Below are 21,859 nucleotides of genomic sequence, written 5' to 3' on the forward strand. Positions count from 1 at the left end.
AGCCCCGGGCCCACGAATCCAGTGGTCCGGCGGCTCTACGGCGCGACCAGCAGCACCTTGCCGACGTGGCCGCTCTCCTCCACGACACGGTGGGCGTCGGCCGCCTCCGACATCGGGAGCTCGCGGTCGACGACGGGGCGGACATGACCGTCGGCGATCAGGGGCCACACGTGTTCCCGGACGGCCGCGACGATTGCCGTCTTCTCCTCCAGCGGCCGGGCGCGCAGGGACGTCGCGCTGATCGCGGCGCGCTTGCGCAGGAGGGCGCCGATGTTCAGTTCGCCCTTGACGCCGCCCTGCATGCCGATGATCGCGAGCCGGCCGTTGACCGCGAGGGCCTGGACGTTACGGTCCAGGTACTTGGCGCCCATGATGTCGAGGATGACGTCCGCGCCCGCGCCGTCGGTCGCCTCCTTCAGCTCGGCGACGAAGTCCTGTTCGCGGTAGTTGATCAGGATGTCGGCACCCAGTTCGGCGCAGTGGTCCAGCTTCTCCTTGGTTCCGGCGGTGACGGCGACCTTGGCACCGACGGCCTTGGCGAGCTGGATGGCCATGGTGCCGATGCCGCTGGACCCACCGTGCACGAGCAGGGTCTCGCCGGGGCGGAGGTGGGCCACCATGAAGACGTTCGACCAGACCGTGCAGACGACCTCCGGGAGCGCCGCCGCCTGCTTGACGTCGAGCCCCTCCGGGACGGGGAGCAACTGTCCGACCGGCACGGCGACCTGCTGGGCGTAGCCGCCACCGGCGAGCAGCGCGCAGACCTCGTCACCGACCGCCCACCCGGTCACACCGGGTCCGAGTGCGGTGATCCGCCCGGAACACTCCAGGCCGGGGTAGAGGGAGGCACCGGGCGGGGGGTCGTAGAAGCCCTGCCGCTGCATGATGTCGGCGCGGTTGACGGCACCGGCCACCACCTCGACAAGCACCTCGCCCGGGCCGGGGACGGGATCAGGGACCTGCCCCCACACCAGCGCCTCGGGCCCACCGGGTTCGGGAATCGTGATCGCATACATGGGGGCGACGGTACTCCCCGGCCTGCTCCACCCGCGCCGCCCGCGCACCATCGGCCGGTCGGCTCGGGTCGATGGGCGGAGGCAGATCCGTCGTTGGACCGGTTCTCGGGAAAACCATGTGCGGGAGCGATGAATTCGCGCGACGGTGATGGTCTCTCCATGCGTAGCCCAAGCATGCGGAAGGACCCCAGCATGAGCACGCAGACGTCCGACCTGGCGATCGAGACCGCCGGCCTGGTCAAGACCTTCGGTGAGACACGGGCCGTGGACGGGGTCGACCTCGCCGTACCGGCCGGCACGGTGTACGGCGTCCTCGGACCGAACGGCGCCGGCAAGACCACCACCGTGAAAGTGCTCGCCACCCTCCTGCGACCGGACGGCGGCGACGCGCATGTCTTCGGTCACGACGTCGTGCGCGAGGCCGACACGGTACGCGGCCTGGTGAGCCTCACCGGACAGTACGCGTCCGTGGACGAGGACCTCACCGGAGCGGAGAACCTGATCCTGCTGGCCCGGCTCCTCGGCCACCGCAAACCGGCCGCCCGCACCCGCGCCGACCGGCTCCTGGAGGCCTTCGGCCTGACGGACGCGGCGGCCAAGCAGGTCAAGCACTACTCGGGCGGCATGCGGCGGCGTATCGACATCGCCGCGTCCATCCTCAACACCCCCGACCTGCTGTTCCTCGACGAACCGACGACCGGCCTGGACCCGCGCAGCCGCAACCAGGTGTGGGACATCGTGCGCGCGGTGGTCGCCCAGGGCACCACCGTGCTGCTGACCACGCAGTACCTGGACGAGGCCGACCAACTGGCGTCCCGGATCGCCGTCATCGACCGCGGGAAGGTGATCGCCGAGGGCACCAAGGGCGAGCTGAAGGCGTCCGTCGGCACCGGCTCCGTACATCTGCGGCTGCGCGATCCGGACCACCGGCCCCGCGCGGCGGACCTGCTGCGCCGGGCACTCGACGCACAGGTGCAGCTCGAACCCGACCCGGTGACGCTCACCGCCCGCCTGGGGGCGGCCGCGCACCACGACACCGCCGCCGAACAGGCCGCTCGCGCGCTGAGCGAACTGGCCGCGGCCGGCATCACCGTCGACAACTTCTCGCTCGGCCAGCCCAGCCTGGACGAGGTATTCCTCGCCCTCACCGGCCATGACACCCACGCGTCCGGATCGGGCTCGGGCCCCGGCTCGGGGCGGGGACCGAGCTCCGGATCGGGCTCGGGCTCCGGTGGCGACCACTCCCACAACCCGAAGGACGAGGTGGCGGTATGAGTACCGCGACGACGGCCACCGAGAGCGCGGAACTCGCCCCGGTCCGCACCGACTCCCTGGCCGAGCTGCTGGTCGCCGAGGAGCGCCCGCCGCGGCCCAGCGCGTGGTCGGCCTCACTGACCTTCGGCTGGCGCGCGATCCTCAAGATCAAGCATGTGCCGGAGCAGTTGTTCGACGTCACCGCGTTCCCGATCATGATGGTGCTGATGTACACGTACCTCTTCGGCGGGGCGCTGGCCGGCTCGCCCAAGGAGTACATCCAGTTCCTGCTGCCCGGCATCCTGGTGATGTCGGTCGTGATGATCACGATGTACACCGGTGTCTCGGTCAACACGGACATCGAGAAGGGTGTGTTCGACCGGTTCCGCACCCTGCCGATCTGGCGTCCGTCGACGATGGTCGGCTATCTGCTCGGCGACGCCCTGCGGTACACCATCGCGTCGGTCGTGATGCTCACCGTGGGCGTGATCCTCGGCTACCGCCCGGACGGCGGGGTGGCCGGCGTGCTCGCGGGGATCGTGCTGCTGGTGGCCTTCGCGTTCGCGTTCTCGTGGATCTGGACGATGTTCGGGCTGATGCTGCGCACCGAGAAGTCGGTCATGGGCGTCAGCATGATGGTGATCTTCCCGCTCACCTTCCTGTCCAACGTCTTCGTCGACCCGCGCACCATGCCGGGCTGGCTCCAGGCGTTCGTCAACAACAGTCCCGTCACGCACCTGGCGTCCGCGGTGCGCGGGCTGATGGCGGGTGACTGGCCGGCCGACGAGATCGCCTGGTCACTGGGCTGGTCCGCCCTGTTCGTCCTGGTCTTCGGACCCATCACGATGCGGCTCTACAACCGCAAGTGACGCGGGCTCCGCGGACGGTCCGGGTCCCGGGGCCCACACCGTCCGCGGGGCACGCGCTCAGTCCCGGGGGAGCGGGCGCATGTCGGGCGCCACCTGCCTTGCCGGGGTCACCCGCACGATCGTGATCAGCCGGTCCGTCAGCTCGAGCGTCCCGACGTTCTCGTCGTCGTAGCCGAGCACCCGGTGTCCGCGCAGGACGCTCACCACCAGATCGTCGATCTCCCGCGGCGTCCTGCCCACCTCGGCCTTTATGACCGGCCGTTCGACCATGTCGAGCCCCGTGCCCTGCTGGATGAGGTCCTCCATCACCATGCCGGCCGCGGGACTGAGCACCGACAGACCGAGCAACCGGCCTGCCGCGCTGGCGCTGGTGATGACCGCGTCGGCGCCGGACTGTTTCAGCAGCGGAGCGTTCTCCTCCTCCCGCACCGCGACCACGATCTTCGCGCCGCGGTTGAGCTGTCGGGCCGTCAGCGTCACCAGTACGGCCGTGTCGTCGCGCTGCGTGGCGATGATGATCTGTTTCGCCCGGTACACCTCGGCCCGCTTCAGCACCTCGCTGCGCGTCGCGTCCCCTATGACGCCCGCGTATCCGTCGGCCGCGGCGGCTTCGATCGCCTTGCCGCTGGGGTCGACCACCACGACCTGCTCCTTGCGGAGCCCCGTCGCGCAGATGGTCCGTATCGCGGACCTGCCCTTGGTGCCGAATCCGACGACAACGGTGTGATCACGCAACGTGGACCTCCAGCGGTTCAGTCGCCACTCCTCCCGGGTGCGTTCGGTGAGGGCTTCGAGGGTGGTACCGACCAGGATGATCAGGAACATCACGCGCAACGGCGTGATGACGAAGATATTGGTCAGCCGGGCGCTGTCGCTGACCGGCGTGATGTCGCCGTATCCCGTGGTGGAGAGGGTGACGGTCGCGTAGTAGAAGGCATCGAGGAAGTCGAGGGTGCCGTCGGCGTTGTCGTTGTAGCCGTCGCGGTCGAGGTACACGATCAGCGCCGTCAGCACGAGGAGGAGCAAGGCGATGGACAGCCGTTTGGCGACCTGGCGGATCGGGTGCTCGACCACCTTCCTCGGCAGTTTCACCCGATGCGTCACCAAGTGCTCGTCCGCCTGGCGGGCGATGACGTCCTGACCCGGAAGTTTCACGTGAAACACACCCCGACTCCCCCGGACGCCCAGGGGAGGTCGAGCAGTTCCGTCTCCTGCCGGGGCCGTGTGCCGCCCGGCGGTACGACGGCGAGGGCATCGGCCGCCGCGATGCCGCGCAGCATGGCGGGACCGTTGTAGAGCAGCGGCAGGGCGATGTCCCCGCGCAGCACGACGGGGATGAGCCGGGTGTCGTGCGGATGTCCGTGGACCGCGTCCCGCAGCGGCATCGTGTACGACTCGGGAGCCGGGCGGGCCGCGAGGGTACGCAGCAGGGGTTCGGCGAGCGTGAGCAGTCCGGAGACGGCGGCAAGGGGGTTGCCGGGCAGACCGACGAGGTGCTGGTTCTCCTTGGTGCGGGCCAGGAGCATGGGGTGGCCGGGGCGCACCTCGACCCCGTCCACGAGGAGTTCGGCCCCGATGCGGCTCAGCGTCGGGTGGACGTGGTCGACCGGGCCCGCGGCAGTGCCTCCGGTGGTGACGACGACATCGGCGTCGGACCTTGTGATCGCCTTGTGCAGCGTGTGCGCGTCGTCGCGGACCCGGCGGACCGCGGTGACCTCGGCGCCGAGCGCGCGGAGCCAGGGCGGCAGCATCGGGCCGAGTGCGTCCCGGATCAGCCCGTCGTGCGGAAGGCCTTCCGTGAGCAGCTCGTCGCCGAGGACGAGGACCTCGACGCGGGGCCGGGGGAATGTGCTGAGCGTGTCGTATCCGGCGGCCGCGGCGAGGCCCAGCACGGCGGGCGTCACCAGGGTGCCGACGGACAGCAGCTGGTCGCCGCTGCGGCATTCCTGGCCGCGGGGACGGATGTCCTGACCGTGCGCCACCGTGGCGGGGGGCCCGGCCTGGGCCGCGCTGCCGCCCCGGGTCGCGGTGGCGTGCAGGCGGCCCTTGGCGTCGGTGCGGCCGTGTTCGCTGCGGAGGACGGCGGTGGTGTCCGGGGGGACACGGGCGCCGGTGGCGATACGGACGGCTTCGCCGTCGGTGAGCGGCGTGTGCGCGGCGTGCCCGGCGAGGACGCCTTCCTCCCGCACGGTCCAGGGCCCCGGGCCGGAGACCGCCCAGCCGTCCATGGCCGAGGTGTCGAAGGAGGGCAGGTCGGTGAGGGCCGCGAGGGGGGCGGCCAGGGTGAGGCCGAGGGCGGCGTCGAGCGGCACGGAGGCCGGGGCGCGGTGGGTGGCACGGCCTCCGGTGCCGGGGCGGGCGGTGCCGTTGCGGCCGGCGCGCTCGGCGATGGCGCGGGCGTCGGTCCAGGGGACGCCGTGGCGGCGCGGGCGGCGCGTGGAGGGGGTGTGCCCGGAGGCACCGGGGGTGCGGCCGGAAGCTTCGTTCACGAGGGCGAGAGCCTCCTCGACGTCGAGGTCATCGGCGTCCTCGCCGTTCTCGGCGTTCTCGGTGTCCTCGTCGGCTCGGGCGTCGGGCGCGGTCATCGGGTGTCCGGGCTCGCGCCGGGGGCGGCGTCGGGGGTCTCCTCGGCGGCCCAGCGGGTGGCGAGGGCTGCGGCCTTGCGGACGGCCTCGGCCACGGCTTCCCGGTCACCGCCCGCGCGGGCCGCCGCGTAACCGACGAGGAAGGTGGTCAGCGGCGCCGCCGGCCTGGCCACGCCGTGGGCGGCGTCACGGGCGAGGTCGAGGAGTGCGCCGGTGTCGACGTCCAGATCGATGCCCAGCTCATCCTTGACTGCGGTAATCCATTCTTCCAACACGTGTCCATGCTCCCTGATGCGTGCTCTGGCGGCGGCGATGTCGTCCCAGGTGTCGCAGTCGAAGGACGCCACCGGGCCGAAGATCCGGGTGAGGTCGAGCGAGCCGGTCAGCCGGCGCAGCGGCAGTCCGGCCAGTCGGCCGTGCCGTTCGCCGAGCGCGGCGAGTTCGCGGCGCAGGGCCGCCGTGCGGTACGCGGCCACGAGTGGCTGGTCCCGGCCGTCGGCGTCAGTCAGTACGACCCCGTCGGCCGGGCTCGTCCGGAGGGTGGTCAGCAGTTCGTCGACCGTGCGGCCGTCGAGGAACGGCAGGTCGGCGGAGAGCAGCACGACGTACTCCGCGGTGCTGAGCCGGATCCCGGCGTCGAGCGCGGCGAGCGGTCCGCCGCCCGGCGGCTCCTCGCGCGCCCAGAGCACAGGCCGGAGGACGGGGCGGGGTTCGGCCACGACCACGGTGGTGCGGGCGTCGGCGCAGGCCGCGAGCACCCGGTCGAGCAGCGCCCGACCGCCCACCCGCACGCCGGGCTTGTCCGCGCCCCCGAGCCGTCGGGCACCGCCACCGGCGAGCACGAGGGCGTCGTACGCGGCGGGCTCGAGCGGCGCCGCACCCGGTGCGGGGTCCCGGTCCCGGTCCCAGTCCCGGTCCCGGTCTCGGTCTCCAACGGCATCGGGTCCGGCACCGGGAGCACCCGGGAGCTCGTACTCGGTCACCCCTCGAGTATGCGTGCCCCCGCGATCACAGGGAACGCGGGGGCACGATGTCCGGGAACGGGCTCGGTGGGGAGAACCGGACCTCACAGCGTCCGCAGCAGCACCGCCGGTTGCTCCACACAGTCCGCCACGTAGCGCAGGAAACCGCCCGCCGTGCCGCCGTCGCAGACCCGGTGGTCGAAGGTGAGCGAGAGCTGCACGACCTGTCGCACCGCCAACTCGCCCTCATGGACCCAGGGCTTGGGGACGATGCGGCCGACGCCGAGCATGGCGGCCTCGGGGTGGTTGATGATCGGGGTGGAGCCGTCGACGCCGAAGACGCCGTAATTGTTCAACGTGAAGGTTCCGCCCGTGAGTTCCGCGGGCGTCAGCGCCCCGGACCGGGCCACCTCGGTCAGCCGGGCGAACTCCGCCGTGAGCGACTCCGCGTCCCGCGTGTGCGCGTCCCGGACGACGGGGACGACGAGTCCCCGCTCGGTCTGCGCGGCGAAGCCCAGATGCACGGCCGCGTACCGGACGACCTCCCTGGCCTCCGTGTCCACGGAGGAGTTGAGCTCGGGGAAGCGGGCCAGCGCGGCGGTGCAGATCCGGGCCAGCAGGGCGAGCACGGAGATCTTCGGACCGCCCGAGGCGTTCATCGCGGCCCGCGTCCGCATCAACTCGGTCGCGTCGGCGTCCACCCAGCAGGTCGCGTCCGGTATCTCGGTGCGGCTGCGGGAGAGCTTGTCGGCCACGGCACCGCGGACGCCCTTGAGGGGGACGCGGACGACATCCGGGACCGCGGTACCGGCGGCCGGCATGTGGGCCTGCACCGCAAGCGCGTGCGGCTCGGTGGCGGCCGTCCGGTCCTTGCGGACCTGCTGCGTGCCGGCGGCCCGGAGCGCGTGCTCCACGTCCGCCCGCAGGATCAGCCCCTCGGGCCCGGAACCCGTCATCCCCCGCAGGTCCAGGCCGTTCTGTCGGGCCAGTCTGCGCACCAGGGGTGAGATCACGGGGACCGGCCCGTCCAGCGCCCCCGCCGTGGACGCGGTAGGCGTGGCGGACGCGGTACGCGTGGCGGGCACCGGCTGTCCCGGCCGCACCCTGCGGCGCCGGGCCGGAGCCTCCGAGGTGCCGTACCCCACCAGGACGTTGCCGGAGGCCTCGCTCGGGGCGGCGGACGGGCGGTCCTCACCCGGCGGCCGGTCGGCGTCCGGTCCGCCCACGGCCACCGTGAGCAGCGGCGCGCCCACCGGCAGCTCGGTGCCCTCCTCGCCGAAGCGGGCGGTGACCACGCCCCCGTACGGGCAGGGCACGTCCACCATCGCCTTGGCCGTCTCGACCTCGACGACCGGCTGGTCGACGGTGACGACATCGCCCACCTCGACCAGCCAGCGCACGATCTCCGCCCCGGTGAGCCCCTCACCGAGGTCGGGGAGCTTGAACTCCAGCACCTGTGCCATCAGCTCTCGGCCTCCCACTGCAGACGCCCCACGGCGTCCAGGATCCGGTCCACGCCGGGCAGGTGGTGGCGCTCCAGCATCGGCGGCGGATACGGGAGGTCGAACCCGGCCACCCGCAGCACCGGTGCCTCCAGATGGTGGAAGCAGTGCTCCGTGACCCGGGCCGCGATCTCCCCTCCGGGACCGCCGAAGCCGCCCGACTCATGGACGACGACCGCGCGCCCCGTCCGCCGCACCGAGGCGCACACCGTCTCGTCGTCGAACGGCACCAGGGAGCGCAGATCGACGACTTCGAGGTCCCAGCCCTCGGCCCGGGCCGCCTCGGCCGCCTCCAGGCAGACGGGAACGGACGGCCCGTACGTGATGAGCGTGGCGCTCCGGCCGGAGCGCCGCACCACCGCACGGCCCATCGGTTCGACGGATGCAGGCCGCTCCGGGTCCCAGGAGTCCTTCGACCAGTACAGCCGCTTGGGCTCGAGCAGGACGACCGGGTCGTCGGAGGCGATGGCGGCGCGCAGCAGCCCGTAGGCGTCCGGGACGGTCGCGGGCGTGACCACATGGAGCCCCGGAGTCGCCATGTAGTACGCCTCGGAGGAGTCGCTGTGGTGCTCGACGCCGCCGATGCCACCCCCGTAGGGGATACGGATGGTGAGCGGCAGGGGCATCCTGCCGCGCGTGCGGTTGCGCATTCTGGCGACGTGCGACACCAGCTGCTCGAACGCCGGGTAGGCGAACGCGTCGAACTGCATCTCCACGACCGGCCGCAGGCCGTACATCGCCATGCCGACGGCCGTGCCGAGGATGCCCGCCTCGGCCAACGGGGTGTCCGTGCAACGGTCCTCGCCGAACTCCTCGGCGAGTCCGTCGGTGATACGGAAGACACCGCCGAGGGTGCCGACGTCCTCGCCCAGGACGTGCACGGACGGGTCCTCGGCCATGGCGTCGCGCAGCGCGCGGGTGAGCGCCTGCGCCATGGTGGCCGGCTTGGCGGCGACGGTGGTCATCGCTGCGCCCCTTCCGGCTCGGCCCCGGCCTCGGCCGCCAGCTCGGCCCGCAGCTGCTCCCGCTGCTCCAGCAGCTGGGGGGTGGGCTCGGCGTAGACGTGGGCGAACAGGTCCATGGGGTCGAGCTCGGGATCCTGGTTCATGCGTTCCCGCAGGTCGGCGGCCATGGTTTCGGCGTCCTGGCGGGCGGCGGCGACGCGGTCGTCGTCGAGGAGACCGCGCCGGGTCAGCTCCTGTTCCAGAAGTACGACGGGGTCGTGCTTCTTCCAGGCCTCCACCTCGGCGTCACCGCGGTAGCGGGTCGCGTCGTCGGCGTTGGTGTGGGCCTCCACGCGGTAGGTGATCGCCTCGACCAGGGTCGGGCCGCCGCCCGCACGCGCGTGGCGTACGGCGTCGGCCAGGACCTCGTGGACGGCGGCGGCGTCGTTGCCGTCGACCAGCCGGCCGGGCATGCCGTAGCCGACGGCCTTGTGGGCCAGCGACGGGGCCGCGGTCTGCTTGGCGAGCGGTACGGAGATCGCGAAGCCGTTGTTCTGGACGAGGAAGACGACCGGGGCCCGCCACACGGCGGCGAAGTTCAGCGCCTCGTGGAAGTCGCCCTCGCTGGTGCCGCCGTCGCCGACCATGGCCAGCGCGACCACGTCGTCGCCCTTGAGGCGGGCGGCGTGCGCGAGCCCGACGGCGTGCGGCAGCTGGGTGGCGAGCGGAGTGCTCAGCGGCGCGACCCGGTGCTCGTAGGGGTCGTAACCGGTGTGCCAGTCGCCGCGCAGCAGGGTGAGCGCCTGCACGGGGTCCACTCCGCGTGCGACGACGGCGAGCGTGTCGCGGTAGCTCGGGAAGAGCCAGTCCTGCTCCTTCAGGACCAGCGCGGCGGCGACCTCGCAGGCCTCCTGGCCGGTGCTGGAGGGGTAGACCGCGAGACGGCCCTGCTTGGTGAGGGCGGTGGCCTGCGCGTTGTAGCGGCGGCCCCTCACCAGTTCCGCGTACAGCCGGCGCAGCAGCTCCGGATCGGCCCGGTCGGCCTCCTCGGTGCCGAGCACCCGGTACGGCTCCGCGTCGGGCAGCAGCGGCGCGGGGTCGGTACGGGGCTGCCAGGCGGGCGGCGGGGTCGGCCGATAAGCGCCCCGCTGCTCCATGACCGTCATGACGGCACCTCCTCGTGGGAGCGGCTGTGGAGGCGCGGCGTCTGTGACGCGCCTCACCAACCGATTGTTCGGTCGCCGATGCATTTTGGCTACGGGTGGTACCAGGCTGTGGACAAACGGTTCTCCACAGCCTGAGATGGACGCAGTACGTCCATGACGGAGAGGCGGGGCGCGTGTCGTCTGAACAAATGGCCGAAGGACCGGGGGGCACCGGAGCACTGCCGCCCGCACGCCCCCTGGACGCCATAGACCAGAACATCCTGCGCATGCTCCAGGCGGACGGCCGGGCCTCGGTCCGGTCGGTCGCCGAACGGGTCCACGTCTCGCGCGCCAACGCCTACGCCCGGATCAACCGGCTCGTGGAGGACGGCGTCATCCGCGGCTTCGGGGCCCGCGTCGACCACGAACGCGCCGGCCACGGCACGTCCGCGTACATCACCCTGAAAATCGTCCAGAACACCTGGCGCACGGTCCGCGAGCAGCTCAGACAGCTCCCCGGCGCCTCCCACATCGCCCTGGTGGGCGGCGACTTCGACGTGCTGCTCCTGGTGCACACGCCGGACAACCGGACGTTGCGCGAGCTGGTGCTGACCCGGCTCCAGGCGATCCCCGAGGTGCTCAGCACACGCACCCTGCTGGTGTTCGAGGAGGAGGACCTGGAACCGCAGGGCTGAAGCGGGGGCGGCCGCAGGACGCCGTCCCGGTCAGGCCTCCCTGCGCAGTCCTGAGAAGGCGAGCTGAACCACCGCGTCGGCCACTTCGCGCTCGCTGGTGCCGCGTCCGTCGGGCCGGTACCACTCGACGAGCGAGTTGACCATCCCGAAGACCAGCCGGGTCGCCAGGCGCACCTCTATGTCGCCGCGCACGTCCCCTTCCGCCGCCGCGGCCTTCAGCAGGGCCGCCACCCGGTGGTCGAACTCGCGCCGCCGCTCCAGGGCCCACCGCTCGGTGTCCGTGTTGCCGCGCACCCGCAGCAGCAGCGTCACGTACGGCAGCTCCGCGATCAGGACCTCGACCATGCGCCGTACGACGTACTCCAGCCGCTCGGCGGCCCGCCCCACGCGCGCGTGCTCCTCGTCGAGGATGCCGAAGAGACCGTCCAGCGCCCGGCTCACCGCACGCCGCAGCAGTTCCTCCTTGCCCGCCACGTGGTGGTATATCGACGACTTGGAGATGCCCGCCGCCCTGGAGAGGTGCTCCATCGAGGTGCCGTCGTAGCCACGCTCGTTGAACACCCGCACGGCGACGGACAGCAGGGTCTCCGGGGTGTACGTGTCGCGCCTGGCGGTGGTCATGAGGTGCCCTCCCGCTTGTCCGAGGTGTAGGCGTGGCGGTACAGCGCGAGTGACGGCGCGTAGCGGCCGGACGGGTCGCACTCGTGCAGGTTGTCCAGCACGGAGCAGGCCCAGGTGCCACCGAGCCGCCGACTCCACTCCAACGGCCCCAGCGGGTAGTTGACGCCCAGGCGCATCGCGGTGTCGATGTCCTCCTCGGTGGCCACGCCCTTGGCGACGGCCTCGTGCGCCAGGTCGATGATCCGCGCCACCGTGCGCGCGACGATCATGCCGGGGACGTCGCCGATGACGCTGACCTTCTTGCCGAGCGCCTGGAACAGGCCGGTGGCCTCGGCGACGGTCTGCGGGGAGGTGTCCTGGGAGTGGGAGAGGGCGATCCGGCCGGCCTCGCGGTAGTCGAGGGCGAGATCGAAGTAGACGACGTCGCGGAACTCCACCGACGTCTGACCGTCCGCGAGCACCAGCTGACCACCGCCGGGCAGCACCAGCCGGGTGCCGTTGTCCTCGTCCTCCGCGCGGACCTGGATGCCCGCCTCCCGGATCAGTGCGAGCAGGTCCGAGGCGGGGCCCAGATCTCCCTCGGCCACCACGTACGCGGGTGGCGCCGCCTGCTCCGCGGTGTGCGGCTCGAAACGCCCGGCGCCGTCCGTGCGGTCGGAATCGGAGCCGGAGCCGGAGCCGGAGCGGGCAGAGTGATCGGAGTGATCGGAGTAGTCGTACCATCCCCGGCCGCTCTTGCGACCGAGACGGCCGGACTCGACCAGCCGGCGCTGGGCCAGGGAGGGCGTGAAGCGCACGTCCTGGAAGAAGGCCTGCCACACCGAGTGGGTGACGGACTCGTTGACGTCCTGCCCGATGAGATCGGTCAGCTCGAAGGCGCCCATGCGGAAGCCTCCGGACTCGCGCAGCACCGCATCGATCGTGGCCGGGTCGGCCCCCTGGGACTCGTACACCGCGAAGGCCTCGGCGTAGAAGGGCCGGGCGATCCGGTTGACGATGAAGCCGGGGGTGTCGGCGCAGGCGACCGGCGTCTTGCCCCAGGCGCGGGCCGTCTCGTACGCGCGCGTGGCGTGCGCGACCTCGGTGGCGAAGCCGGAGACGACCTCGACGAGCGGCAGCAGCGGGGCCGGGTTGAAGAAGTGCAGGCCCACGAAGCGCCCGGGGACCCTCAGTGCGCCACCGATGGCGGTGACCGACAGGGACGAGGTGTTGGTGGCGAGCAGGCAGTCGTCGCCGACGACGTCCTCCAGCGCGCGGAACAGCTCCTGCTTGACGTCCAGACGCTCCAGGACGGCCTCGACCACCAGGGCACAGTCCGCGAGTCCCGCGAGGTCGTCGACGGGCCGCAGGCGGGCCCGGGCCGCGTCCCGGTCGGCGGCGGTGAGCCGCTCCTTGGCCACCAGCCGGTCGAGCCGGGCCACGATCCCGTCGGCCGCCTCCCGGGCCCGGCCGGGAACGGCGTCGTACAACCGCACGGGATGACCCGCGACCAGTGCTACCTGGGCGATGCCCTGGCCCATGGTGCCGGTGCCGACGACGGCCACGGGGCTGCTGAGGTCGAGTGCTGTCATGTGCGCGATCCTCCCGCACGAACCGGTCCACAGATGCGGCGGACCCCTTGTCCCGACCGATCGTTCGGTTACTCTAACCCTGACCGCCCGTGTTCCGACATCCCCCGCCCATGCTTGGGCCCGGCCCACGAACTCGACGAGGAGTTGGTCCCCGATGGCCGCCGAACTCACCGCGCAGCAGCTGATCACCCAGCACCGGCCCACCCTGGACCGGGCGCTGGAGGCGATCCGCACCCGCGCGTACTGGTCCCCGCACCCCGAGCACCCCAAGGCCTACGGGGAGCACGGCAGCCTGGACCCGGCGGCGGGCAAGGCCGCCTTCGACGCCCTGCTCGGCACCCGTCTCGACCTCGGCCAGCCCGGCACGGACGACTGGGTGGGCGGCGAGACCTCCCCGTACGGCGTCGAGCTGGGCGTGAGCTACCCGCACGCGGACCCCGACGTGCTGCTGCCCGCCATGCGGGCCGGGATGCGGGCCTGGCGGGACGCGGGCGCCGAGACCCGGGCGGTGGTCTGCCTCGAGATCCTCAAACGGATCAGCGACCGGACGATGGAGTTCGCCCACGCGGTCATGCACACCTCCGGCCAGGCGTTCATGATGGCGTTCCAGGCCGGCGGCCCGCACGCGCAGGACCGCGGCATGGAGGCGGTGGCGTACGCGTACGCCGAGCAGACGCGCACCCCCGACACCGCGGAGTGGACCAAGCCGCAGGGCAAGCGCGACCCGCTGACGCTGACCAAGCGGTTCACCCCGGTCCCGCGCGGCATCGGCCTGGTCATCGGCTGCAACACCTTCCCGACGTGGAACGGCTACCCCGGCCTGTTCGCCTCCCTCGCCACCGGCAACGCGGTCCTGGTCAAGCCGCACCCGCGCGCGGTGCTGCCCCTCGCGCTCACCGTCCAGGTCGCGCGCCAGGTGCTCACCGAGGCCGGTTTCGACCCGAACCTGGTGGCCCTGGCCGCCGAAAGGCCCGGCGAGGGCGTCGCCAGGACGCTCGCCACGCGCCCGGAGATCCGGATCATCGACTACACCGGCTCCACGGAGTTCGGCGACTGGCTGGAGGCCAACGCCCGCCAGGCGCAGGTCCACACCGAGAAGGCCGGCGTCAACACGGTGATCGTGGAGTCGACCGACGACTACCAGGGCATGCTCGCCAACCTGGCGTTCTCCCTCTCGCTCTACAGCGGCCAGATGTGCACCACCCCGCAGAACCTGCTGATCCCGCGCGACGGCATCACCACCGACCAGGGCCCCAAGTCCTTCGACGAGCTCGCCGCCGATCTGGCGAAGGCGGTCGACGGCCTGCTCGGCGACGACGCGCGCGCGAACGCGCTGCTCGGCGCGATCGTCAACCCCGGCGTCAAGGCCCGCCTGGAGGCCGCCGCCGGTCTCGGCGAGGTCGCCCTCGCCTCCCGGGAGATCGCCCATCCGGAGTTCCCGGACGCGGTGGTCCGCACCCCCGTGATCGTGAAGCTGGACGGCTCGAAGCCGGACGCCGAGGCCGCCTACATGAGCGAGTGCTTCGGACCGGTCTCCTTCGCCGTCGCGGTCGACTCCGCCTCGGACGCGGCGGAGCTCCTGCGGCGCACCGTCCGCGAGAAGGGCGCGATGACCGTCGGCGCGTACACGACCTCCCCCGAGGTCGAGGAGGCCGTGCGAGAGGTGTGCCTGGAGGAGGCGGCCCAGCTCTCCCTCAACCTCACCGGCGGGGTGTACGTCAACCAGACGGCCGCGTTCTCCGACTTCCACGGCTCCGGCGGCAACCCGGCGGCCAACGCGGCCCTCACCGACGCGGCGTTCGTGGCCAACCGCTTCCGGGTGATCGAGGTACGCCGGGAGGCGTGACGGACGGTGCGGCGACCGCGGGCGCGCGGACCCCGCCCGGACAGGCCCTAAGCGGGTGCGCCCCCGGTGGCGCTCCAGTGGTACAGCGTCATGGCCACACTGGTCGCGAGGTTGTAGCTGGAGACCTGGGGGCGCATCGGGAGCGCCACCAGGTGGTCGGCCCGCGCGCGCAGTTCCGCCGAGAGCCCGCTGCGCTCCGAGCCGAAGGCGAGCAGTGCGTCGTCCGGCAGTTTCAGCGCGCGGATGTCGTCACCCTCCGGGTCGAGCGCGAACACCGGGCCGGCGGGCAGTTCGTCGACGGGCAGCCGCTCCACGGCGGTCGCGAAGTGCAGTCCGGCCCCGCCCCGCACGACCGTGGGGTGCCAGGGGTCGAGGGTGCCGGTGGTGACGACACCGGTCGCCCCGAAACCGGCGGCCAGCCGGATCACGGCCCCCGCGTTGCCCAGGTTGCGCGGGAGGTCCAGGACCACCACGGGGGCGGTGCGCGGGGTGTGCGCCAGCCTCTCGAGGTTGCCCGCGCGGGAGGGCCGTACGGCGAGGGCGGCGACGGCGGTGGGATGCGGGCGCGGGACGAGCGAGGCGTACGTCTCGTACGGCACCTCGGCCAGCAGCGCCGCCAGCGCGTCCCGGACGTCCGGGGCCAGCTCGTCCGCGAGGGCGAGCGCGGCGGCCCGGTCCGCGGTGACCGCCACCTCGACCTCCGCCCCGAAGCGCACGGCGTGCTTGAGGGCGTGGAAGCCGTCGAGCAGGACGGCGGTACCGCTCCGCCGGTGCCAGCGGGTCACGGGACCGGCGTCCCGGTCGGGGGCGTGGGTCCCGGGGGCGGAGGCGGGGTCGGGGGCGGTCATGACGTGCAGCCTACGTGCGGGGGCCGGGTGCCTTCCCCGGCGCGGGGGTGGCCGGCCGGTCGGCCACCCGCTTTTCCGAGTCGGCGGACCGGGGCCCCGGGACAGACGGACCGCCCGCGCGGGTGCGGGGCCGCCGTCCGCGGGCCCTCGCCCACTCGTACGCGCGGGTGGAGCCGTCGCCCAGGCGGCGCAGGAACGTCGTCGGCAGGAAGACGGCGTCGGCCGCGATCATCGCCAGGGAGAAGAAGGGCAGTCCCAGGACGACGGCGATCACGGCGTGCTCAGTGATCACGAGGACCAGGAACACGTTCTTGACCCGCCGGTTGAACAGGGTGAACGGGAAGGCGACCTGCACGGCGACCGTCCCGTACGTCACCAGCATCACCAGGGTGCCGCTGGCGGTCAGCAGGTCGCCGAGGGCCGGCCAGGGGGAGAAGTACTCCAGGTGGAGCGGGTAGTGGACCGCGGTGCCGTCCTGCCAGCGGGAGCCCTGGATCTTGTACCAGCCGGCCGTGGCGTAGATCAGACAGGCCTCGGCCATGATCACCAGCAGGGCCCCGTTGTGCACGACGTTGGCGACGACGTCCAGCAGGATGCGCGGCTGCGGGGTCCTCGCGCGCCGCCCCACCAGCCACCACAGCGCCTGCACCACCCAGACGGCCCACAGCAGCGCCGGTATGAACCAGTCCCCGTCCATCCGGCCGGCCAGGGTCGCCACGAGCAGCAGGAAGCCCAGCACACCCCACAGCGCGGGGCCCACCCGGTCCCGCGGCCGCTCCCCACACGCGCGTGCCCGCTCCTCGCGCCGGGCGCGCCGCGCGTCCAGCGACCACACCTGGCCGCAGCGGGTGAACACGAGGTAGATCGACATCAGGTGCAGGACGTTGTCGCCGCCGTCACCCATGAAGACACTGCGGTTCTGCAGCGACAGCACGCCCACCATGAACAGCACCGACATGGTGCGGGTGCGCCAGCCCAGCAGCAGCAGCGCGCTCCACACCACCGCGAGCGCGTAGCCCGCCTCGAACCAGCCCTGGCCGTCCGACCACAGCAGCGCGGTGAAGGCGCCGTTGGACCCGACCAGCTGATCGGCGAGATCCCAGTTCCACGGGCCGTCGGGACCGTACAGCTCCTGGCGGTGGGGGAACTCCCGGAGCAGGAACAGCAGCCAGGTCGCACTGAAGCCGATCCGGATCACGGCGGTCTGGTACGGGCCGAGGGCGGCGTCGGTGACCCGTGCGACGGCCCCGGGGGCCATGGGGGAGAAGCGGTTCACCCGATGCCTCCCCGGGCCTCGTCCTCCGGCACCGGCCACCAGGGCAGGGTGCGGTGCACCGGCTTCGTCGAGACCTGCTCCTCGCTCCACCGGGGCGGCGGCACGGCGGCGGTGCGGGAGCGCACCTGGATCCGGTCGACGACGTCGCCCGGCCCGGCCGCGTCCGACCGTCCGAGCCGCATCACCATGATCCGGCGCAGATACGACTCGGCCAGCGCGCCCCGCATGCCCACCGGACGATCCTCGTCGTCGTGCGTGGCGACGAAGAAGTCCCAGGCGCGGCGCAGCTCGTTCTGCTGGGTGTGGCTGGGCAGGAGGTTGCCGTCGATGGCCCGGCCGTCCTGGGCGGACAGGTCGTACCAGCCGGTGGTCCGCACTCCCCCGTCCGCCGTCAGGATCTCGGCGCGGACCTGGACGGAGATGTTCTGCTGCAGCGGATTGGGCGCGAACAGCTTCCAGTTCTGCTCGAACTCCGGGTAGATCCAGTCCTCGATCGCCGTGCCGTGCTCCTTGGAGACCGTGTTCGCGGGCGCGACGTGCAGGAACGTCATGCCGAGATGCACGCAGACCACGATCGCGACGACCCCGAGGGCCACCGCGGCGGCGATCCGGTGACGCAGGGAGAGGGCGGCCACGCCGGTGGCCGGCTCGGACGGCGGGGTGGGGCCGCCCGGTTCCGTCGGTCCGTCCGGCCCCTCCGGCCCGGCCCGGCCCTGCCGGGCGTGCGAGCCCTCGTCGTACGCGTTCATCCCGCCCCGTTCCCACATTCCCGGTCCGTGTCCCGGTCGCGGCGCCGTCGTACCGCCCGCACACCGCTTCGCGGCTTCACCGTGTCGCACGGGAACGGTACTCAGCACCGGCCGCCGGAGCACAGCCCCGGAGGTCATCCACAGCTGTTGACACCTTGCGGCGGCCGTCTCACCATGGAATCGCACGAACCGAACGATCGGTCGGGAGCGTGTTCCGGGAAGAGCCCAGGTCGAGAAGAAGCCAGGTCGAGAAGAACCAAGGTCGAGGGGGACCTCATGGCGACAGCAGCCGCTCGCGGCACGGTCGGCGGCCGTACGCACGACGCACCGGACGGCGCCGGTGACGGCGCCGGTGATCCGCTCGTCGGCAGCGCGGGACACGAGCGTGCCTTCGACGCGGCCGTCGCCGCCGACGAGAGGATCGAACCGCGCGACTGGATGCCCGACGCCTACCGCGCCACGCTCGTCCGGCAGATCGCCCAGCACGCGCACTCCGAGATCATCGGCATGCAGCCGGAGGCCAACTGGATCACCCGCGCGCCGTCGCTGCGCCGCAAGGCGATCCTGATGGCCAAGGTGCAGGACGAGGCCGGACACGGCCTGTACCTCTACAGCGCCGCCGAGACCCTCGGCACCAGCCGTGAGGAGCTGCTGGACAAGCTGCACTCCGGCCGCCAGAAGTACTCCTCGATCTTCAACTACCCCACGCTGACCTGGGCCGACGTCGGTGCGATCGGCTGGCTGGTGGACGGCGCCGCGATCACCAACCAGGTGCCCCTGTGCCGCTGCTCGTACGGCCCGTACGCGCGCGCCATGGTGCGCATCTGCAAGGAGGAGTCCTTCCACCAGCGCCAGGGCTACGAGCTGCTGCTGGCCCTGAGCCGCGGCACCCCCGAGCAGCACGCGATGGCCCAGGACGCGGTGGACCGCTGGTGGTGGCCGTCCCTGATGATGTTCGGCCCGCCCGACGACGAGTCGCAGCACTCCGCGCAGTCGATGGCCTGGAAGATCAAGCGGCACTCCAACGACGAGCTGCGCCAGCGCTTCGTCGACATCTGCGTCCCCCAGGCCGAGTCGCTCGGCCTCACCCTCCCCGACCCGGACCTGCGGTGGAACGAGGAGCGGGGGCACCACGACTTCGGCCCGATCGACTGGGCCGAGTTCCGGGACGTCCTCAAGGGCAACGGCCCGTGCAACGAGGAGCGGCTGAGCCGGCGCAGGCGCTCCCATGAGGAGGGCGCCTGGGTCAGGGAGGCGGCAGCGGCCCACGCGGCCAAGCACGCGAACGGCGAGACAGGAGCGACCCGTACATGACCGACACCGACTGGCCCCTGTGGGAGGTCTTCGTGCGCTCCCGCCGGGGGCTCTCCCACACCCACGCCGGCAGCCTGCACGCCCCGGACGCGGAGCTCGCCCTGCGCAATGCCCGCGATCTGTACACCCGCCGCGGTGAGGGCGTCTCGATCTGGGTCGTACCGTCGTCCGCGGTCACCGCCTCCTCCCCGGACGAGAAGGACCCGTTCTTCGAACCGGCCGCCGACAAGCCCTACCGGCACCCGACGTTCTACGAGATCCCCGAGGGGGTGCGGCACCTGTGACGACGCCACCCAGCGCCCCCGCACAGACAGCCTCCGAGGACACCGCCCGCACGACGGCCGCGCTCGCCCTCGGCGACGACGCCCTGGTGCTCTCCCACCGCCTGGGCGAGTGGGCGGGCAACGCCCCGGTGCTGGAGGAGGAGGTAGCCCTCGCCAACATCGCGCTGGACCTGCTGGGCCAGGCCCGGGTGCTGCTGTCGACGGCCGGCGACGAGGACGAGCTGGCGTTCCTCCGCGAGGAACGCGCCTTCCGCAACCTCCAGTTGGTGGAACAGCCGAACGGCGACTTCGCCCACACCATCGTCCGCCAGCTGTACTTCTCCACCTACCAGCATCTCCTGCACACCGAGCTCGCCGCGGGGGACGGCCCGTTCGCGCCGCTGGCCGGCAAGGCCGTCAAGGAGGTCTCCTACCACCGCGACCACGCCGAGCAGTGGACCCTGCGGCTCGGCGACGGCACGGACACCAGCCGGGCCCGGACCCAGCGGGCCGTGGACGCCCTGTGGCGGTACACCGGTGAGATGTTCCAGCCGGTCGAGGGCCTCGACATCGACTGGCCGGCCCTGGAGACGGCCTGGCTGGAGCGGATCGCCCGGGTACTGCTCCGGGCCACCCTCACCGTGCCCGAGGGACCGCGCGTCGGGGCCTGGGCGGCCGGTGCCGGCCGCCAGGGACTGCACACCGAGTCCTTCGGCCGGATGCTCGCCGAGATGCAGCACCTGCACCGCAGCCACCCGGGGGCGACATGGTGACCACGGCGCCCACCACCCCGCTGGAGGCCGAACTCCTGGAACTGGCCGGTTCGGTGCCCGACCCCGAACTGCCCGTGCTGACCCTGCGCGAGCTGGGCGTGGTGCGCGCGGTGCACGCGCGCGGAACGGACGCCGTCGAGGTCGAGCTGACCCCCACGTACACGGGGTGCCCGGCCGTCGAGGCGATGTCGGCGGACATAGAGCGGGTCCTGCGCAGACACGGCGTGCGTGAGGTCACCGTCCGCAGGGTGCTCGCGCCCGCCTGGTCGACCGACGACATCACCGAGGAGGGGCGGCGCAAGCTGCGGGAGTTCGGCATCGCCCCGCCTCGTGTACGGCCGCCGTCCGGCGCGGTCCCGGTGGGCCTCGGGCCGACCCGCACCCGCGACCCGCTGGCCGGCGCCCCGCCGGCCGGCGAGGCGTCCGCCGCTCCGGAGCCGGTGCGGTGCCCGTACTGCGGCTCCGCCGACACCGAACTGCTCAGCCGTTTCTCGTCCACGGCGTGCAAGGCGCTGCGCCGGTGCCTGGCCTGCCTCGAACCGTTCGACCACTTCAAGGAGTTGTGATGGCGCGCTTCCACCGGCTCCGGGTGGCCGCGGTAGAGCGGCTCACCGACGACTCCGTGGCCCTCACCCTCACCGTCCCCCCGGAACTGCGCGAGCAGTACCGCCACGCCCCGGGCCAGCACCTCACCCTGCGGCGCAGGGCCGACGGCGAGGACATCCGGCGCACCTACTCCATCTGCTCCCCGGCGCCCGACGGCCAAGGGCCCGGCACACTGCGGGTGGGGGTGCGGCTGGTCGACGGCGGGGCCTTCTCGACGTACGCCCTGAAGGAGATCGGCGTCGGGGACGAGCTGGAGGTGATGACCCCGGCGGGCCGGTTCACCCTCCGGCCCGCGCCCGGCCGGTACGCGGCGATCGTCGGCGGAAGCGGCATCACGCCGGTGCTGTCCATCGTCTCGACCCTGCTGAGACGCGAGCCCGAGGCCCGGTTCTGCCTGATCCGCAGTGACCGCACGGCCGCCTCGACGATGTTCCTGGAGGAGGTGGCCGACCTGAAGGACCGCTACACCGAACGGCTCCAGCTGGTGACGGTGCTGTCCCGGGAGGAGCAGCAGGCAGGGCTGCCGTCCGGGCGGCTCGACCAGGAGCGGCTTACCGCGCTGCTGCCGGCGCTGCTGCCCGTGGAGCAGGTGGACGGCTGGTTCCTGTGTGGCCCGTACGGGCTGGTGGAGGGGGCGGAGCGGGCTCTGCGCGGCCTGGGTGTGGCCCGCTCCCGCATCCACGAAGAGATCTTCCACGTGGACACCGGCACACCGGTCGCCCCCGCGGCACCGGCCCCCGCCCACAGCACGGTCACCGCCCTGCTCGACGGGCGCGGCGGCACCTGGCCCGTCCAGGACGGCGAGTCCCTGCTGGAAACGGTGCTGCGCAACCGCCCCGACGCCCCCTACGCCTGCAAGGGCGGGGTGTGCGGAACCTGCCGTGCCTTTCTCGTCTCGGGCGAGGTGCGGATGAACCGCAACTTCGCGCTGGAGTCGGAGGAGACCGAGGCGGGCTACGTACTGGCCTGTCAGTCGCATCCGGTGACGGAGAGGGTGGAGCTGGACTTCGACCGCTGACG

At 72.5% G+C, this 21,859-nt stretch carries 21 protein-coding genes; 9 read left to right on the top strand and 12 right to left on the bottom strand.

The genetic code is table 11. From position 1 onward, the window contains the following. Positions 1–35: 35 nt before the first annotated feature. Positions 36–1,016 carry an NAD(P)H-quinone oxidoreductase gene (locus tag JL475_RS02995; protein WP_202274901.1) on the bottom strand — a complete coding sequence of 327 codons (981 nt, stop codon included), beginning with the start codon at positions 1,014–1,016 and terminating at the stop codon, positions 36–38. A gap of 192 nt (positions 1,017–1,208) precedes the next feature. On the opposite strand from JL475_RS02995, the gene JL475_RS03000 reads away from it, so the two are divergent. Beyond that, positions 1,209–2,291 carry an ATP-binding cassette domain-containing protein gene (locus tag JL475_RS03000; protein ID WP_202274912.1) on the top strand — a complete coding sequence of 361 codons (1,083 nt, stop codon included), beginning with the start codon at positions 1,209–1,211 and terminating at the stop codon, positions 2,289–2,291. Beyond that, positions 2,288–3,139: an ABC transporter permease gene (locus JL475_RS03005; RefSeq protein WP_202274914.1), complete on the top strand. Its 852-nt coding sequence runs from the start codon at positions 2,288–2,290 to the stop codon at positions 3,137–3,139. The genes JL475_RS03000 and JL475_RS03005 overlap by 4 nt, the downstream gene beginning before the upstream one ends. 57 nt (positions 3,140–3,196) lie before the next feature. Here the strand turns inward: JL475_RS03005 and JL475_RS03010 are convergent, their stop codons facing one another. The 6 genes from JL475_RS03010 to pdhA form a co-directional block, all read right to left on the bottom strand. Further along, positions 3,197–4,294, bottom strand: coding sequence for a TrkA family potassium uptake protein (locus JL475_RS03010; RefSeq protein WP_202274916.1), 1,098 nt, complete (start codon positions 4,292–4,294; stop codon positions 3,197–3,199). Beyond that, positions 4,291–5,724, bottom strand: coding sequence for a molybdopterin molybdotransferase MoeA (locus JL475_RS03015; RefSeq protein ID WP_202274918.1), 1,434 nt, complete (start codon positions 5,722–5,724; stop codon positions 4,291–4,293). The genes JL475_RS03010 and JL475_RS03015 overlap by 4 nt, the downstream gene beginning before the upstream one ends. Then, positions 5,721–6,566: a DUF6457 domain-containing protein gene (locus JL475_RS03020; protein WP_307824968.1), complete on the bottom strand. Its 846-nt coding sequence runs from the start codon at positions 6,564–6,566 to the stop codon at positions 5,721–5,723. The genes JL475_RS03015 and JL475_RS03020 overlap by 4 nt, the downstream gene beginning before the upstream one ends. Before the next feature lie 224 nt (positions 6,567–6,790). Further along, positions 6,791–8,149 carry a dihydrolipoamide acetyltransferase family protein gene (locus JL475_RS03025; protein ID WP_202274922.1) on the bottom strand — a complete coding sequence of 453 codons (1,359 nt, stop codon included), beginning with the start codon at positions 8,147–8,149 and terminating at the stop codon, positions 6,791–6,793. Next, a complete protein-coding gene (locus JL475_RS03030; RefSeq protein ID WP_202274924.1) occupies positions 8,149–9,153 on the bottom strand; it encodes an alpha-ketoacid dehydrogenase subunit beta in 1,005 nt (334 codons plus the stop codon). Before JL475_RS03030 ends, JL475_RS03025 begins: the two co-directional genes overlap by 1 nt. Next, complete coding sequence (pdhA, locus tag JL475_RS03035) at positions 9,150–10,298, bottom strand: pyruvate dehydrogenase (acetyl-transferring) E1 component subunit alpha (RefSeq protein WP_202274926.1); 1,149 nt, start codon at positions 10,296–10,298, stop codon at positions 9,150–9,152. Before pdhA ends, JL475_RS03030 begins: the two co-directional genes overlap by 4 nt. A gap of 188 nt (positions 10,299–10,486) precedes the next feature. Between pdhA and JL475_RS03040 the strand changes: the two genes are divergently transcribed. Beyond that, a complete protein-coding gene (locus JL475_RS03040; RefSeq protein ID WP_202274928.1) occupies positions 10,487–10,972 on the top strand; it encodes an Lrp/AsnC family transcriptional regulator in 486 nt (161 codons plus the stop codon). A gap of 30 nt (positions 10,973–11,002) precedes the next feature. Here JL475_RS03040 and JL475_RS03045 read toward each other — a convergent pair whose 3' ends face one another. Next, entirely contained in the window at positions 11,003–11,593 is a 591-nt protein-coding gene (locus JL475_RS03045; RefSeq protein WP_202274930.1) for a TetR/AcrR family transcriptional regulator, read from the bottom strand. Further along, positions 11,590–13,164 (bottom strand): 3-hydroxyacyl-CoA dehydrogenase, encoded by a 1,575-nt coding sequence (locus tag JL475_RS03050; protein ID WP_202274932.1) that lies wholly within the window; start codon positions 13,162–13,164, stop codon positions 11,590–11,592. Before JL475_RS03050 ends, JL475_RS03045 begins: the two co-directional genes overlap by 4 nt. Before the next feature lie 154 nt (positions 13,165–13,318). On the opposite strand from JL475_RS03050, the gene paaN reads away from it, so the two are divergent. Next, positions 13,319–15,010, top strand: a complete 1,692-nt coding sequence (paaN, locus tag JL475_RS03055; protein ID WP_202274934.1) for a phenylacetic acid degradation protein PaaN — start codon at positions 13,319–13,321, stop codon at positions 15,008–15,010. Between the two features lie 47 nt (positions 15,011–15,057). Here the strand turns inward: paaN and JL475_RS03060 are convergent, their stop codons facing one another. From JL475_RS03060 to JL475_RS03070, 3 genes are read right to left on the bottom strand one after another with little or no spacing between them, the layout of a single operon-like run. Continuing rightward, positions 15,058–15,858 (bottom strand): RNA methyltransferase, encoded by an 801-nt coding sequence (locus JL475_RS03060; protein ID WP_237406058.1) that lies wholly within the window; start codon positions 15,856–15,858, stop codon positions 15,058–15,060. A gap of 10 nt (positions 15,859–15,868) precedes the next feature. Continuing rightward, positions 15,869–17,116: an HTTM domain-containing protein gene (locus tag JL475_RS03065; RefSeq protein ID WP_202275366.1), complete on the bottom strand. Its 1,248-nt coding sequence runs from the start codon at positions 17,114–17,116 to the stop codon at positions 15,869–15,871. A 14-nt stretch (positions 17,117–17,130) separates the two neighbouring features. Beyond that, positions 17,131–17,883, bottom strand: a complete 753-nt coding sequence (locus JL475_RS03070; protein WP_202274936.1) for a DUF5819 family protein — start codon at positions 17,881–17,883, stop codon at positions 17,131–17,133. Positions 17,884–18,159: 276 nt separating this feature from the next. Between JL475_RS03070 and paaA the strand changes: the two genes are divergently transcribed. Genes paaA through JL475_RS03095 form a run of 5 tightly spaced genes read left to right on the top strand, consistent with a single transcriptional unit; the run spans position 18,160 to position 21,857 of the window. Continuing rightward, positions 18,160–19,197 (top strand): 1,2-phenylacetyl-CoA epoxidase subunit PaaA, encoded by a 1,038-nt coding sequence (gene paaA / locus JL475_RS03075; RefSeq protein ID WP_202274938.1) that lies wholly within the window; start codon positions 18,160–18,162, stop codon positions 19,195–19,197. Beyond that, positions 19,194–19,481: a 1,2-phenylacetyl-CoA epoxidase subunit PaaB gene (gene paaB, locus JL475_RS03080; protein WP_055574617.1), complete on the top strand. Its 288-nt coding sequence runs from the start codon at positions 19,194–19,196 to the stop codon at positions 19,479–19,481. Before paaA ends, paaB begins: the two co-directional genes overlap by 4 nt. Then, positions 19,478–20,233: a 1,2-phenylacetyl-CoA epoxidase subunit PaaC gene (paaC, locus tag JL475_RS03085; protein WP_202274950.1), complete on the top strand. Its 756-nt coding sequence runs from the start codon at positions 19,478–19,480 to the stop codon at positions 20,231–20,233. The genes paaB and paaC overlap by 4 nt, the downstream gene beginning before the upstream one ends. Beyond that, a complete protein-coding gene (gene paaD, locus JL475_RS03090) occupies positions 20,227–20,799 on the top strand; it encodes a 1,2-phenylacetyl-CoA epoxidase subunit PaaD (protein WP_202274961.1) in 573 nt (190 codons plus the stop codon). Before paaC ends, paaD begins: the two co-directional genes overlap by 7 nt. Next, positions 20,799–21,857, top strand: coding sequence for a 2Fe-2S iron-sulfur cluster-binding protein (locus JL475_RS03095; RefSeq protein WP_202274963.1), 1,059 nt, complete (start codon positions 20,799–20,801; stop codon positions 21,855–21,857). Before paaD ends, JL475_RS03095 begins: the two co-directional genes overlap by 1 nt. Positions 21,858–21,859: the final 2 nt, after the last annotated feature.

The organism is Streptomyces sp. M2CJ-2 (assembly GCF_016757295.1).
In the GTDB taxonomy this organism is placed as follows: Bacteria; Actinomycetota; Actinomycetes; order Streptomycetales; family Streptomycetaceae; genus Streptomyces.

Excerpts from the sequence above, each read along its gene's own strand:
- paaB (WP_055574617.1), top strand. The coding sequence starts at position 19,194 with ATGACCGACACCGACTGGCCCCTGTGGGAGGTCTTCGTGCGCTCCCGC.
- pdhA (WP_202274926.1), bottom strand. The coding sequence starts at position 10,298 with ATGACGGTCATGGAGCAGCGGGGCGCTTATCGGCCGACCCCGCCGCCC.
- JL475_RS03040 (WP_202274928.1), top strand. The coding sequence starts at position 10,487 with ATGGCCGAAGGACCGGGGGGCACCGGAGCACTGCCGCCCGCACGCCCC.
- JL475_RS03005 (WP_202274914.1), top strand. The coding sequence starts at position 2,288 with ATGAGTACCGCGACGACGGCCACCGAGAGCGCGGAACTCGCCCCGGTC.
- JL475_RS03095 (WP_202274963.1), top strand. The coding sequence starts at position 20,799 with ATGGCGCGCTTCCACCGGCTCCGGGTGGCCGCGGTAGAGCGGCTCACC.
- JL475_RS03025 (WP_202274922.1), bottom strand. The coding sequence starts at position 8,149 with ATGGCACAGGTGCTGGAGTTCAAGCTCCCCGACCTCGGTGAGGGGCTC.
- paaD (WP_202274961.1), top strand. The coding sequence starts at position 20,227 with ATGGTGACCACGGCGCCCACCACCCCGCTGGAGGCCGAACTCCTGGAA.
- JL475_RS03060 (WP_237406058.1), bottom strand. The coding sequence starts at position 15,858 with ATGACCGCCCCCGACCCCGCCTCCGCCCCCGGGACCCACGCCCCCGAC.
- JL475_RS02995 (WP_202274901.1), bottom strand. The coding sequence starts at position 1,016 with ATGTATGCGATCACGATTCCCGAACCCGGTGGGCCCGAGGCGCTGGTG.
- JL475_RS03070 (WP_202274936.1), bottom strand. The coding sequence starts at position 17,883 with ATGAACGCGTACGACGAGGGCTCGCACGCCCGGCAGGGCCGGGCCGGG.
- JL475_RS03065 (WP_202275366.1), bottom strand. The coding sequence starts at position 17,116 with ATGGCCCCCGGGGCCGTCGCACGGGTCACCGACGCCGCCCTCGGCCCG.
- JL475_RS03030 (WP_202274924.1), bottom strand. The coding sequence starts at position 9,153 with ATGACCACCGTCGCCGCCAAGCCGGCCACCATGGCGCAGGCGCTCACC.
- JL475_RS03015 (WP_202274918.1), bottom strand. The coding sequence starts at position 5,724 with ATGACCGCGCCCGACGCCCGAGCCGACGAGGACACCGAGAACGCCGAG.
- JL475_RS03000 (WP_202274912.1), top strand. The coding sequence starts at position 1,209 with ATGAGCACGCAGACGTCCGACCTGGCGATCGAGACCGCCGGCCTGGTC.
- paaA (WP_202274938.1), top strand. The coding sequence starts at position 18,160 with ATGGCGACAGCAGCCGCTCGCGGCACGGTCGGCGGCCGTACGCACGAC.
- JL475_RS03050 (WP_202274932.1), bottom strand. The coding sequence starts at position 13,164 with ATGACAGCACTCGACCTCAGCAGCCCCGTGGCCGTCGTCGGCACCGGC.
- JL475_RS03045 (WP_202274930.1), bottom strand. The coding sequence starts at position 11,593 with ATGACCACCGCCAGGCGCGACACGTACACCCCGGAGACCCTGCTGTCC.
- paaN (WP_202274934.1), top strand. The coding sequence starts at position 13,319 with ATGGCCGCCGAACTCACCGCGCAGCAGCTGATCACCCAGCACCGGCCC.